General features: G+C 44.4%; 8 protein-coding genes. 1 reads left to right on the forward strand and 7 read right to left on the reverse strand.

Features of this window, described 5'->3' with window-relative positions; translation table 11 throughout:
* The 5 genes from BW928_RS04535 to BW928_RS04555 form a co-directional block, all read right to left on the reverse strand.
* Window positions 1–567 carry a DarT ssDNA thymidine ADP-ribosyltransferase family protein gene (locus BW928_RS04535; RefSeq protein WP_076555053.1) on the reverse strand — a complete coding sequence of 189 codons (567 nt, stop codon included), beginning with the start codon at window positions 565–567 and terminating at the stop codon, window positions 1–3.
* Window positions 568–793: 226 nt separating this feature from the next.
* Window positions 794–2,005, reverse strand: coding sequence for an Obg family GTPase CgtA (cgtA, locus tag BW928_RS04540; protein WP_076555054.1), 1,212 nt, complete (start codon window positions 2,003–2,005; stop codon window positions 794–796).
* A gap of 180 nt (window positions 2,006–2,185) precedes the next feature.
* Entirely contained in the window at window positions 2,186–2,890 is a 705-nt protein-coding gene (locus tag BW928_RS04545) for a LemA family protein (protein WP_076555055.1), read from the reverse strand.
* Between the two features lie 134 nt (window positions 2,891–3,024).
* Window positions 3,025–4,368 (reverse strand): glyceraldehyde-3-phosphate dehydrogenase, encoded by a 1,344-nt coding sequence (locus BW928_RS04550; RefSeq protein ID WP_076555056.1) that lies wholly within the window; start codon window positions 4,366–4,368, stop codon window positions 3,025–3,027.
* Between the two features lie 402 nt (window positions 4,369–4,770).
* Window positions 4,771–5,856: an NUDIX domain-containing protein gene (locus BW928_RS04555; protein WP_078310012.1), complete on the reverse strand. Its 1,086-nt coding sequence runs from the start codon at window positions 5,854–5,856 to the stop codon at window positions 4,771–4,773.
* 262 nt (window positions 5,857–6,118) lie between these two features.
* On the opposite strand from BW928_RS04555, the gene hemP reads away from it, so the two are divergent.
* Window positions 6,119–6,280, forward strand: coding sequence for a hemin uptake protein HemP (gene hemP, locus BW928_RS04560; protein WP_227516546.1), 162 nt, complete (start codon window positions 6,119–6,121; stop codon window positions 6,278–6,280).
* Between the two features lie 144 nt (window positions 6,281–6,424).
* On the opposite strand, the gene BW928_RS04565 is transcribed toward hemP, so the two are convergent.
* Window positions 6,425–11,506 (reverse strand): translocation/assembly module TamB domain-containing protein, encoded by a 5,082-nt coding sequence (locus tag BW928_RS04565; protein WP_076555058.1) that lies wholly within the window; start codon window positions 11,504–11,506, stop codon window positions 6,425–6,427.
* A 194-nt stretch (window positions 11,507–11,700) separates the two neighbouring features.
* Window positions 11,701–14,433 (reverse strand): autotransporter assembly complex protein TamA, encoded by a 2,733-nt coding sequence (locus BW928_RS04570; protein WP_076555059.1) that lies wholly within the window; start codon window positions 14,431–14,433, stop codon window positions 11,701–11,703.
* Window positions 14,434–14,459 lie beyond the last annotated feature (26 nt).

Here is a 14,459-nt window from a genome sequence, read left to right on the forward strand (position 1 = left end):
TTATTCGCCAACAATTCGTTGATTAAAAAAATCAAAATCTTGATTAGCTAAAATACAGTTTAGAGCATAATAATTACTTTGAAAACGGTGCATATGATCCATATTGTCAAAAACACAAAACTTAACATAATCAGGTTCTATGCCCTCCAAGCAAATCACCTCAGCCTGCACATCAGTTGGATGGTGTGCTGATAGGTTTATCCGCCTTAGCAAAATACCTTTTTTGCTATAAACCTCATCAGCAAACATGGCAGCAAAAATCTCATGCGATTCAAAGACAGTCTGTTCATATTGCCTATAAAACCCACAGGCAGCATTACTTGGAAAGAACAAACAATTTTTCTCATATAAAACTTTGGAACTAATTGCTAACACAACCCAATTAATCTGTGGGTATTTTTTGCGATAAGTATAAAACATTTTGCTATTAGGGAAAGAAACCGATAGGCAAACTCCATTTAAAAAATTATCTGCTCTGTCTTTATCAAAATACTGATAATTACCATATCCATCCAATACCTTCCTAGATAACAAGCCATATTGTAAAATCTTTGTAAGATTGTACAAGCTGGTGAAATGCGTTAGGAACTGGATATTTCTCTGCTTTACAATATGGTAAATATTTCTTTTGTTTATCAGTTCATCAGTCAGCCAAGGTAAAAACCTATCAATATCATCAAAATGCTCAAAATACCATTTTTTTACCGAAGGATTCCAACGCCCCCCCCTTTGCCTTCACCACATCTTTTTGGGCATAAGGCACATTCAAAAAATACATTTCAACTCCTTAAAATCAATAAGGCACATACTCCACCGCCACATCATAGTCATCTTCATCAAAATCCTCGTCATCATCAACCAGCCCTTCACGCTGACGCTTACGCATGGCACGATAGGCTTCTTTTTGGATTTCGGTATTATGGCGAACCTCTTGTTCCAATCTGGCAAAACGCTCAGCCTGTGCTTGGGCAAACTCCAAATCTTCGGCTTCACGCAAGCGTTCATCTTCAATCGCCTGCATCAGGTGATGCTTGATCGCTTCTACACCCTCTCCTGTCAAAGTTGAGGTGCGAAATACAGTGCCTGTCCAGCCCAGCCTTGCTATAATATCAGCACAAACAGCATCTTGCTCATCTTGTGGAATTTGGTCAATTTTGTTTAAGACCAAAATCTGTGGCAGCTGAGAAAGCTCATAAGAAAATTTTGCCAATTCATTTAAGATAATATTGGCATTATCCACAGGGTCGCTGCCATCGATTGGCTGCACATCAACAATGTGTAGCAACCGCCGTGTGCGTGCCACATGTTTTAAAAAGCGAATGCCAAGCCCTGCACCATCAGATGCCCCTGCAATCAAACCTGGAATATCCGCCATCACAAATGACTGATGCGTGCCGACATCAACAACCCCAAGATTTGGTACTAGTGTTGTAAAGGGATAATCAGCCACCTTTGGACGAGCGGCAGAAACTTGGCGGATAAAGGTGGATTTGCCCGCATTTGGCAAGCCAATCAAACCAACATCGGCAACCACTTTTAGCTCCAGCTTGATATTTCTACTCTCACCTGCAAAGCCCGGCGTTGCCTTGCGTGGTGCTTGGTTGGTGGAAGATCTAAAGTGTGTGTTGCCAAAACCGCCATCACCCCCTTTGGCAATGAGAATTTTTTGTCCTTTTTCGGTCAAATCACCAATCACCACATCAAGGTCGGTATCAATGATGGTTGTACCAATTGGCACAGCAAGATAAATATCCTCCGCTCCTTTGCCCGAGCAGTTTTTGCTGCCGCCATTTTCGCCACGGCGTGCCTCAAATTTTCTTGTGTAACGATAATCCACCAGCGTATTGGTATTATCATCAGCGATGGCATACACATCACCGCCTTTGCCGCCGTCGCCACCATCAGGGCCACCTTTTGGGACGAATTTCTCTCGGCGAAAACTCACAATGCCATTACCGCCGTCGCCTGCTTTTACGCTAATGACTGCTTCATCAATAAAACGCATATTTTTCTCAATTTTTCTTCAGTTGATTATCATTGTAGCATATTTATGGCAGGTTTGCTTGGCAAAAACAAATCATGCAAAATATAACAATCAATCCTTGTACTGAATTTTAATGTTTAATTCAAAACCAACAAAAAAACAGCCAAACCTGACTGTTTTTATTGAAAATAAAATAAAAAATTAATCCTGATTGGTACTGTCTTTATTACCCGATTGTACATTTGGATTTTTTTCATACTCCTGTCTGCGTTGCAAGACTTCTACATTTTTATTTACAAGCTCTTGTCCAGTTTCAAGTCCTTGTTTAGCCTTATCTTGTATCTTATTAAATGCATCACCAATTGATTGAGTTTGCTTTGCCATGATCTGTTGCAGCACTTCACTGTCATCACGCTCAAACACCTGTGCTTTATGCAAAAATTCATCTTCATTATCTTCATAATACGGTGCTATACCAAAGGATAACTTTTGTGCTATCAGTACAGCAGGGAAGCGATTTCTTTCTCTGTTATAGATATTGACAGTTTCATTATACTTTATTCGCCGATCTAAAATCTGTTGCTCAACAGCCTCAAGTTGTTGCATGAGATGCAAATAGGTTTGATTTGCTCTAAGTTCTGGATGCGATTGCGACAATGCCCTGATATCTTGTAGTGAGCTTGAATTTTGACTGATACTAATCTGAACAGTTTTTTCATGGTCTTGATATTCTTTAGCAATGCTATAGACTTGTTGTATCAAATCACGACGCTTTTTTAATGCCGCTTGCAAATTTGATAACTGCTGGCGAATATCTTGCATTCTAGCTTGCAAGTTGTTATAAATTGACATCAACCATACTGCCAAGCCAATAACAATGATAAGTAAACTGATAACCAAACTCATAATAAATTCTCGTCTTATATTTCTATTCAAATCATGAATAGTATCTACCCAGCAATCAAATGGCATGGTGGCAAAAACACACAAACTAAGTTGCCAATCGCCTAACAGCTGACAACTTAGACCAGCTCACATGATTACTTTGCCATCTCTTCGGCAACACGAATCACCTGCGTGCTGTAGCCCATTTCGTTATCATACCACACATACAAAGTTGCACGATTGGCTTCGGCGATGGTTGCTTTGGCATCAAAAATGGCAACTTTTTCTGAGCCGACAAAATCAGTCGATACTGCCTCTGGTGAATCAGAATAGGCAATTTGCTCTTGCCACTGCTGGCTTTGTGATTTTTCCTGAATAAAGGCATTGAGCGACTCGGCATTGCCCACTGCTTTATCAAAATTAAGATTCAAGATTGCCAAAGAAACATTTGGCGTTGGCACACGAATGGCATTGCCAGACAATTTACCTTTTAACTCTGGAATGGCTTTGGCAACCGCTGATGCCGCCCCTGTGCTAGTCATCACCATGTTCAGCGGTGCTGCACGGCCACGGCGATCGGCTTTGTGGTGATTGTCCACAAGGTTTTGATCATTGGTAAAGGCATGAATCGTCTCCATGTGGCCATTGATGATGCCATATTCGTCATGCAATACTTTCAGCGTTGGCGTGATGGCATTGGTGGTGCAGCTGGCGGCAGATACGATGGTGTCAGTACCGATTGTTTGATGATTGACACCGTAGACAATGTTTTTGATTTCGCCTTTGGCTGGTGCTGTCAGTAGCACCTTTGCCACACCTTTGCTTGCCAAATGTTTGCCCAGCCCTGCTTCATCCTTCCATTTGCCTGTATTGTCAATGACGATGGCATTATTGATGCCATGTGCTGTATAATCCACCTCGCTCGGATCGGCTGCATAGATAATCTTAACAAAACGACCATTAACAATCATGCCGTTATTTTCGGTGTCAATTTGCACCGAACCATCAAACCACCCATGCACCGAATCACGCTCTAGCAGTGAGGCACGCTTGGCAAGGTCGCCCTCACCTGCTGGACGCACCACGATTGCTTTTAGTTGCAAGCCTTTGTCAGAAGCAGGACGGCTCATTAATAATCTTGCCAAAATACGGCCAATGCGACCAAATCCATACAGCACCACATCGGTTGCCCCCAGCTCATCACCACTGGTGAAGTCCGCCACAGACTTGCCTGCACGCACCGCTTGGGCGATATCAATGGCTGTGTTGCTGATGGCTGCTTCATTTAATGCCTGTGCCAAGGAGAGCGTATCAGCCACCGCAAGTTCTGCTGCATCATGCAGTGCAATGATGGTTGCCACATCTAGGCGTACACGCTCGCCCAAAAATGTCAGCTGCACTTGTCTTTTTGCCAATGAACTCAAAGCAACCAACAGCTCAACCGCTTGTGATTCTTGATTTTTACGAGCTGATAAATGGGTAGAATATAAGTCTGACATAGCTTCGTCCTTTTGATGATGAATTAATCATGAATACAAAAATAATAAAACACCCAAATTATAAAATAATCTGGGCGGCTTGGCAATGTTAATTTATTTTTGAAATATGGGTATTTTTTATAAAAATATATAAAATTTAAGACGATTAAATTTAAGATAATTTATCACAACTACCGCACTGATAATGCTTTAACCAAGTATCATTATTTAATCAAAAATGCCAGTTAATAAATTTGGCATATCATACAAGCCATCACAACTCCTGCAATGTATCTATTTTAAATCAATCAATTTACTTATTAAACAAAGCCACTTCAAGCAATGCCCATCAAATCATCAGCCTTGCAAATTGCATGGCGGTTATCAATTTAAATATAAATATTATCTTAATAATCTATAAATTTATGTTAATAATCTACGAATGCCAGCAATCGCCCTTGCACCATAGGATTTGGCAATTGGCAAATGTTCAATTTTCATACCACCCAAAGCAATACATGGCACATCGCACAATTCATTGAGCATTGCAAATCTCTCCCAGCCCAGCCCTTCGCTCTTTTGATGGCTGTCGGTTGGCAAAACTGGCGAAACCAATGCCGCCAACACACGGCGTGATTTGGCAAGATGGTTGGCACGATAAGCCTCCTGTTCATCATGCACACCAAGCAACAAAACCACATCATCACGCATCTGCTCGGGGTTGTTGGCAAAATATTCAAGCTCATCAGCGGTCAGCTTCACCATCACACCCTTTGTAAGCTCTGACAAACTGGAATCATCGCACAACTGCTGATAAACAGCGTAACGAACAACCCACCCAATATCCTTGCGTATATTTTTTATTTTTTTTAAAATATCAATATCAGTATTTTCGTCTGACTGACTACGCAAATAAACCAAAGCATCTTTTGGCAAGCGATTGACATAATACGCCACAAAAGCATCGGTATCTACAAACTGATGAAGAGCATGACTAACATACAAAGTATCTGGCAGATTAAGCCAGTCAAGAATCACAGCATTGGCAGCAGGCAGACTATCTTTATGCTTAATGAGCGTTGGCATATCAAACCAGTGCAGCGACTGCCCCTCTAGACCTGTATGCTGCTGACGCAGAAAATGATAATTTTCTTTATTAAGTTTTGCTTCATAAATATGCAAAATAACAGCCCTATCGCCATAATCATGGTTAATCCTACCAATAAAAACCATCTGGTCGGTTTTTAATGACAAACCAATCTCTTCTTGTATCTCGCGAACCAAGGCGGATTTGGCGGATTCGCCATGGCAAATCTTACCACCAACAAACTCAAACTTACCCCCTTGGTGTTGATGCTGCTGTCTAAGAGCAAGCAAAAACCACTCCTGATAACGCAATACCGCTACCGCTACCGCCAATAAGCTTTGCTTTTTTGGTTGCGTGTCTGCCACTTGCTTGGTGCAAAACTCTGGTGGATTTTGTGCTTTGTTTGAGTTATTTTGGTTCATAATTGCTTTATTTTCAATAAGTTACAAAATTTTTTGATAATTTTTATCATTTGGGTTTGCATTTTTTTGAAATTTTGCTATTATATCAACAAATGATAATTGTTATTGTTTAACAACAAATATCATCACTGTTAGCAAACCATTATCATTTTGGTTGCATTGTGCAACAACAAGCTGTTTGATTTCAAACAATTCAATAGTTTAGCATGCGGCTTGGGATAACCACCCATCACCCGCCAATAGAAGGAAAAACGCCATGACTATGAGTATCGCTCGCTATTTTAGCAATCGTGAGAGCATTCGCCTACCCACCCTATATTCACAAAATTTGTTCGCCATGACCAAGGAAGTACGCATCGAACATCAAGGCGAGGAATATCGCTTGCGATTAACTCGCAATAATCGCTTGATTTTGACCAAATAACCAAACCATCAGATTATTCACTTTCTCCAAACCAAACAAGCATCACCCAGTGGTGCTTGTTTGGTTTTTTGTGATATTAATTGTCAAAAATCTACGCAATAAGCAAATAAGCCCGTCAGGCATTCATGGGTCAAAACCAGCCTCTTAAAATTTCCAACGATAAATCACATCAACCATATTCTCTGCTGCACTGGTTGCCTCAATATAAATACGGCGAGTTAATTGATAACGCATTGATAAGCTGCTTTCGGCATTAAACACGCCAACGCCATAGCGAATGTACAAATCTGGCGTGATATAGCCTGTAACATTGACATTGGTATCTTCAGAATTGCCCGAAGCATCAATGGTTAAGCTCTGAAGCCCCAACACCTGACCGATTTGGTTGGTCAGATTGCGTGTGGTGGACAATCCAAGGCTCAAGCCTGCCGCCGCCAGCTGGTTGGTAACTTGTGAACGAAAACCCTGTTCGGTGATGCCAGCGTCATTTGACTGACTGATACGCCCTGTAACCAGTGCATTCATCGCCTGCTGCTCGCTTAGCCCTGCATCATTAAATACGGTGATATTAGGGCTGCTGATTGTGCCACGAATACGCACACCGACTGTCTGTCCTTCCACCTGCTTTTCGCCTTCGATAGACAGGCGTGGATTGGTCATATTACCATCAAAGCGAATCTGGGCGTAGTTTAAGTCCAAGTTTTGCCCAATGGCATCAATCTTGGTGCGTTCCGACACCTGAATCACGCCCAGAGCTTGCATAACGCCTTGTCCTGACTGGGTCAGATGCAACGCCCCTGCCAGTGGTAATCTTGCCCCAAAGCCACGAAACTCAACATCACCGCCCAAATCCACACCGATATTGGCATTGATATTCCAAGGCTCAACCACTGCCAGCACCTGATCAATATTGCCAGTCATACGGCGATCCAACACCGAAACATCAGCTGATTCACTGACAATCTCAGCGGTTGATTCAGGTGGGCGAATGGTTGCAGCTGGGATACTGACCACGCCTTGAACATCGACAAATTTTTGTTGGGGTTTGATAACAATCTCAAGGTCAGGACTGATTTGTGCAATAACCAGCGGTGGACGATTGACGCTCAAATTCTCGCCCATAATGCCCAGTTTTGCCTGTATTTCTGTCGCCCAATCCAGCTCACCTGTCAGCACGCCCTGACCTTCACCACCGACAAAACTACCCTCAAGCACAGCGTGTGTGCCTTCAATATTTAGCCCTGCTTGAATGTTTGACAATGCCAGTGGCACACCAGTGATTGCCAAAGCTCCTTGGTCAAGTTTGGCATTGCCATAAAACAAGGGTTTTTTTAGCGTGCCATCAAGTCTGCCCGACAAATCCACTCTGCCTGTCAATGTCTGCAAATTGGAGAAAAATGGACGCAGCACCGCAAGATTTAGCTCATTCATCGCAAGTCTGCCCGAAATGGGCTTGTTGGGCTGATAAGGGTCAATCACCACATCAGCATAACCACGCCCTGCCACGCCCAGCACATCGGTGCGTATCTGCAAGCCTTTGCTGACACTTTTGGCAATGACTGATGCCCGCTGATATGGCATATCAACATAGCCTGTATCCTCTTGATTTAGCCCAATGCTACCATTGTCCGAATACAGCACCACATCAACCTCAGGTCTGCTGCCAGCTCGCCAACTGGCTTTGGCACGACCATTGAGCATCGATTGCCACTGAATATCTTTGGGCAAAGCGGCAGAAAACACCTGCGTATCCAAGTTTTGGACAACAACATTAACATTGCCAGAATTTGGTGTATGGCTAAGCGTATCTTGTAGACAAATTACACCCTCGCCCTTATTACGCAAATACTGCGTCTGCCAACAATGTGCTGCCACCTGTATACTGTTATCGCCAAGCCCATAGGCAAATTCTGTAGGCTGTCTTTGGGTCATTTCGCCAAATTTGCTCTTGATTGAGCCATCAGACAGCACACCTGAATATCGCATCGTTTTGCGGTCAAGCGATCCTGTCACTTGTGCCACCGCCTCAATATCGCCACTTTTGGTTGCCACAAACAGTGTATGCTCACTTTCTGTACCAGCAAAATCAATCCGTGCTGCCTTTATCACCTTGCCCAGTGCGATAACATCTTCACCACGCACCAAAAGCTGACTGTCGCTATTGCCCAAATTGACAATTTTGCCCAGTATTTGAGCATTTTGAATGAGCAAATTTGGCATTCGCAGGGCATTAATTGTTGTGTCAATATATAAAGTTGGCAAGGCATTGTCATCATTGATTAAAATCACACCACCCGTGATTGCACCGCTGGTCTTGTTAATCAACTGCCCCATATCCACCACTCTTACACTGGTGGTAAACTGGCTTTCATCACCTGCCATGCGGACAATATTATCGCCAATTTGCACCTTCAGATCATCGGCGGTTAGCTTGCGAATGATATTTTGGGTCTGGCGTGCATTACTGTCTATGCGTTGGCGTAATGACAGCAACTCATCGGTAGAAGTTGGGCGACGGCTGGTTTGTTTGATTTTTTGCAAATAACCTGCCATATCTTTTGGCAGAGCAAGCTCGGCATATAATGCCCCTGTCGCTATCAGTGGCAAGTCATTGTATGTGCCAGCAATATCAAGCGTTTGAATATCAACAATCTGTCTGTCGTCCTGCCAACTGCCTGCAATGTTTGCCGTGCCGCTTAATTTGCTTGGTAGATTTTTGACAAACGCCGCCAAATTTAGCGATGCCATCTTGGCATCAAGCTGCCATGCCACACCGCGAGAAATATCCAGCCAGCCTGCCGCATCAAGATTACCTGCACTGCCTTGATGCACCAAGCGATTGATGACAAATTTAGAATCAGAACCTGTGATGTCAAAATTCAGCACACCGTTGGTCATGCGATTATTTGCCACACGACCAGCAAAATTTGCCGATACACGCTGTAACTTACCTGCACGATAACTGCCTGCCGTTAGCAAATCACCAGTTAAAGTTGCAACCAGATTGCTATTATTGACAAATTTGGCGGTATCCACCTCTTCAAGTTTGCCCTTAATATCCCAATCCACACCCTGCGTCAGAGCCAGTTTTCCCGTTGCCACAATCTTGCCAGAATCACCTGACAGGCTGGCACGGTTAATGGTTAATTGCTCCAAATTCCCCTCAAGCTGTAGCCCAACGGCCGACTTAGCCAGTTGTGGCAAAATGTCTTGCTCGACATCGCCATCAAACTTGGCAACCAAGTGGGCAATTTGTCCATTTTGCAGCTTGATTGTACTGCTGCCCTGACCTGCCAAAGCAACTTGCTTGCCATCTGTTAGCCGTGCCAGCAAATCACTGTCGCTAAGCGAAATCTCATGCACAGATGCCTTGCCCTCTTCACGCATACGCCCTGTAGCAACAATGCGACCTGTGATGGTATCAAATGGGGTTTGGTTGGGCGTGGCAAAATACGCATTGGGGCGTAAGCTGTCAGCACGCATATCCACCTGCCAAGTCAGCGATGCATTTGTCGTGGCAAAATCAAGCCGCCCTATGCCAGCAAGAGTACCCATCACACCCTGATAGCGAAAATCTGTCAAATGCAACCGCTCGCCTTTTTCAATATTGGCTTGCAACTGATAGCGTCCACGCGGTGCTGCATTTAGTGCATCAATATCAGCATCGGCGGCGATATAGGTGCGACCCTCTTCCAAACGCAGGCTAAGCTGCCCTTGGCGGCTGTTGATTGTGTCAATTTTTGGAACTTGTCTGCGGATAAGATTTGCCCATGTGGCATCAATACGCCATGGGGCATCGGTGCTGTCTTGATTTTGGGCAAGCGTGGCATAAATACGCTCGCCGTCTTGTTGATTTAGGTCAAATTCAAAACGCGTGTCGTTATTTTCGTCCAGTAGATAATATTTCACCCCCAAACGACCAGTCAGCGTCTGTGGCAAATACGCCTGATATTCTCGATATTCAATCGGCATGGCGTTACGAATCGCAAAACCATTACCAACAATAGTAGCGTCCAGCTGATACTTATCCGACCACTGCATACTGCCCGAAGCAGTCAATACACCCTGTGGCGTGTTGGCTTGTAAAAATGGAATATCCATGCCACCATCACGCACGATACCACGCCCATGATAGCGTCCACTGGGGATATCTTTGGCGGTCAAATCAGCATTAATTCGCAGCTCAATATTTGATACCACGCCTGCTGCTGTGATAACCCCATCTGTTAGCGTGATATTTTGTTCTTCGGCGTATGGCAACTGAACTTTGGCAAATTCAAGTTTTGCCTCAAAAGGTGAATTTTTATCCAAACCTTGGGCAATAAAGCTGCCTGTGATATTTTGTTGATTATAGCGACTAACCAGACTGCCTGTGGTACGCTTTAAACTGCCCGAAGCCTTGACAGACAAAGTGTCAAAGTATACCTTGTCAAGTGCTGCAACGCGCACATCAGCAGTGGCAGTTAGTGGATAATCACCTGACAAATCAATCTTGCCTGTGGCTTTACGAACATCAACCACATCGCCATAGCTGACAGCCGCATCAACCAGCTCAACTTGCGAGCCTGACCACTTGGCAGATGACAAGGCAATGCTGTGCAATCGCACAGAATCACTGCCTGTCTGCTCATAACGAACCTCATTCACCTTAGCATTATCAAGCTGTAATGCAACAGGCAGACTGATGGTGGCATAATCAAATGGTTCGCCTGTGGCTGGTTTTTTGTTAATGACCAGCACTTTGTCAATATCTGCATTCACCAAATGTACTTGCCGAGCAAATAACGCACGCCAACCAAACTGCACATAGGCACGATTGACCTTGACAGTAATATCCTCACCTTGGGCGATATTGACATCTTGTAGCCAAATACCCCTCCCCAGCGAACCTTCGGTATACTTAAGCTGCACGCCTGTTTCGAGGGCGATTTTTTCGACCAAAAATTTTGAGCCAGTATCTGTGTTTATAAGATACAACAAAGATACCAACAACAAGGCTGTTGCCACCACCGCAGCAATCAACAATCGCAACAGATAAACCAGCCAGCGAGGTCGCTTGGGTGAAGGGTTTGGTGGTGGCAAATCCTGCTGGTGGTTGGCAATATCGGCAGGAGGTGGCAAATCGGACGCACCATCACTGGATAGATGGACAGACGACTGCAAATCATCAGCGTGCAATGCAGCTGATTTGTGCAATAAAATCAATGATGTGCTTGATGTGGTCATGCCCCAGTCTTGCCTCGTCACCCTGTCTAAGTTATAAAGCGTTATTTAACCATAAATAAGAAAAATTATCAATTTTTTGGCACGCATCGCCAGCTGCCACGCTTTTTCAATAGCCAGCTGGCACGCTTTTAATCAAGCAGCCATCACAAATGCTGTGATACCAATCATGGCAAATCACTCAAGTTGCCAAATGCCTAAAATGGCGTACCAATAAAAAAGTGTAATTTAATCGGCGTGCCTTCTTCTTTTAATCCTGTTGCAACATCAACTCTCACCTGACCAACTGGCGATGCCCAGCGAATGCCCAGTCCTGCACCGACTTTGGTTTCGTTGCTAAAATTTCTGTCATAGGCGTTGCCAGCATCGGCAAATACCGCCAATCGCAAATCTTTTAATATTTCATAATTATACTCAACGCTGCCAACTGCCAGTGCCTGACCACCGCTTAGATAGCCATCAATTAATGGTGCTAAGCTGTTGTTATTATACCCACGAATGCTCTGATCACCCCCTGCAAAAAAGCGTAAGCGATATGGCACATCATAAAAATTATCCGACCAGATATACCCCCCTTGCAAACTACCACTGAGCTGATGGGCACGGTCTTTGCCATACACATTATCACCAAAACTATACACGCCACTGACACCTGCTCGTGCAATCGCCATATTGGCACTGGACAGCAAATTTTTTGTGCCTGCTTCTAGCGAATAGTACTGACGATAGCCACGCATTGGGTTTACCAAATCATCTGCCACTGTTTTGTTAAGTGCAAATCCAGCAAGCAATGCCTCTTGGGTTGGACGACCATCAACAAAATCCACAGGCAAATATCGCCAAGTCTCTGGTGCTGCTCTGGTTTCTAACTCGTCCAGACGGTAACGGAGAGAATAAGTGCGATTCCAGCCTGTTTTATTAACAATGGTGCGACTTAGCATCTGCTCAAGTGTGCGTGATGATAAATCAAAACCGCCTGTAGACTGTCCAAATACTTCCTCATCATAGCTTAAGCTGGCACGCAATTTGTCATTTAGTGGATGGCTCATCGGCTTGGAGGCGTATAGTTTTAGCCCCTTTTTGTCTTCGGACAGGCGAATTTCTGCCCCTGCCTGATAGCCCTTGCGATTGATAAGATTGTGATCAAACTTGCCAATCAGCCTTGCACCTGTATCCGATCCCCAGCTGACACCCACTTGGGCATCTCTGGGCTTATCCGTCATGACAAAAATATACAATGGCACTTTTTTGTCTTGATATACTTGCTGTGGCGTTTTGCGTCCAGCCAGCTCTGGTCGCTCTGCTCCTTCAGGTAGATTAAACAATTCAGCCTCTGGCTCATCAGGCAAAATAGCTCGTGCCACGCCACTGACCGCATCGCTGATTCTGCCAAGCAATGAGCGGTTTTTTTTGCTATTATTATCAATGGCAAGCACACGATCATCAGGCATATCATACAGGCGGCGTGCTTTGGCAGCGACCAAATTCAGCTTGTCTTTAATCAGCTCCGAGGCACTAAATTCAATCGGGGCAATATCCACCATCGTACCATCTGCCAAAGTAATGCTTTCACCTTGCTGCTCATCACTGGCAACTGTCTGATTATTATCAGCATCACCGCCTGATGATTGCTCAAAATTAATCCCAGCTGTCTGCTCGCTTTCAGGTAGGACAGTTTCAGTATTGACCATGTTAAAATAACCTGTCGCCAGCAAATCGTTTGATAATGCACGCACCGCTTGACGATTATAGGCATCACCCATCTCAAAGCTCAATAACTGCTGCAACAATTCTGGCTTGACTGGCAGCTTGTTTGGGTCTGTTGTCAGCCGACCTGTTTGCTTATCAATGGTAAAAAACACCACTTCATCAAAATCATACTGCTCCCCTGTGTCATAGATTAAATTGACATCAGCAACATTGTCAGGCAAGACCACATCAACCGATTTGTCCAGCCATTTGCCATCAAAAAACCCCTGCTCTGCACTGACTTGCTCTACAGAATATTTGCTTGTCTCATAGCGACCATGATTAAATACCTCATCAGATTGCAGGGCAATTTTGTCCACCGTTTGCGTAAAAGCAGGATTGTCAGCACCTGCACCACGCACCTCAATGGCACGATGACCAACTCGCACAGGCTCGCCCAAATCACGAACCAGCACCTCAACCTCACCAAGGCTTGTGCGAATAATTTGCAAATCAACCTCATAATAACCCACCGCTCTGGCTGCTGCCAATGCTGTCTGCCGAAGGCGAGCCTGCGATCCACGCAAATCCATCGCGGATTCTTGGGTGATGTCCTCAAGTGCTGCTTTGATATTGGCATAAGGCTCGATTTTTTTATCGGCAGCACTGATTGGTATACGCTCGCCTGTTTCGCTTGTGCGATAAAATTTTGCCTTTAGGCGTGGAGCTTTGCTTACGCCATCATTGAACATTCTATCATACAGTCGCTGCACCACATTGACCTGCGGTGTCTTTGTTTGCATCTGTTCTTCATCGGCTATATCAGGCAATACAAATGCCTCGTACTGCGGCATATAGTCATCAGGATTCAGTAGTGCGGTGTTTTCTTGCTGATTATTGTCATCTGCCACCGAAGGCAGCTGCTCTAGCTGGGTGGTATCCAGCCCAATTGGCACAAAAGACTCATTGATACGAGCAATTGGTGTATCGGCTTTGTCTGACGATTCACTCGCCACCAGCTGATGATTGTTTGCTGCTGCCAGCCGTGCCTCGATTTGTTCGGGGCTTAGTAGATTGACAGTTGGTATGACAGGTGAATTATTGACCGCTGGCGGTTTTTGATTGACCGCATTATTATCTTGGGCGGCAGACGCCAGTGTTGATAGTGTCAATAACGGCAGCAAAACCCACAGCTGCACTGGCACAACAGGGCGATTCGACAACAAAACTAACTTTGACATACAAAAAACCCAAGATAAAAAATGAA

Origin of the sequence: Moraxella cuniculi DSM 21768 (assembly GCF_900156515.1) — a bacterium.
Lineage (GTDB): Bacteria > Pseudomonadota > Gammaproteobacteria > Pseudomonadales > Moraxellaceae > Moraxella > Moraxella cuniculi.

What these genes read in the sequence shown, in the direction of transcription:
- cgtA (WP_076555054.1), bottom strand. Translation starts at nt 2,005, where the DNA reads ATGCGTTTTATTGATGAAGCAGTCATTAGCGTAAAAGCAGGCGACGGC.
- BW928_RS04545 (WP_076555055.1), bottom strand. Translation starts at nt 2,890, where the DNA reads ATGAGTTTGGTTATCAGTTTACTTATCATTGTTATTGGCTTGGCAGTA.
- BW928_RS04550 (WP_076555056.1), bottom strand. Translation starts at nt 4,368, where the DNA reads ATGTCAGACTTATATTCTACCCATTTATCAGCTCGTAAAAATCAAGAA.
- BW928_RS04555 (WP_078310012.1), bottom strand. Translation starts at nt 5,856, where the DNA reads ATGAACCAAAATAACTCAAACAAAGCACAAAATCCACCAGAGTTTTGC.
- hemP (WP_227516546.1), top strand. Translation starts at nt 6,119, where the DNA reads ATGAGTATCGCTCGCTATTTTAGCAATCGTGAGAGCATTCGCCTACCC.
- BW928_RS04565 (WP_076555058.1), bottom strand. Translation starts at nt 11,506, where the DNA reads ATGACCACATCAAGCACATCATTGATTTTATTGCACAAATCAGCTGCA.
- BW928_RS04570 (WP_076555059.1), bottom strand. Translation starts at nt 14,433, where the DNA reads ATGTCAAAGTTAGTTTTGTTGTCGAATCGCCCTGTTGTGCCAGTGCAG.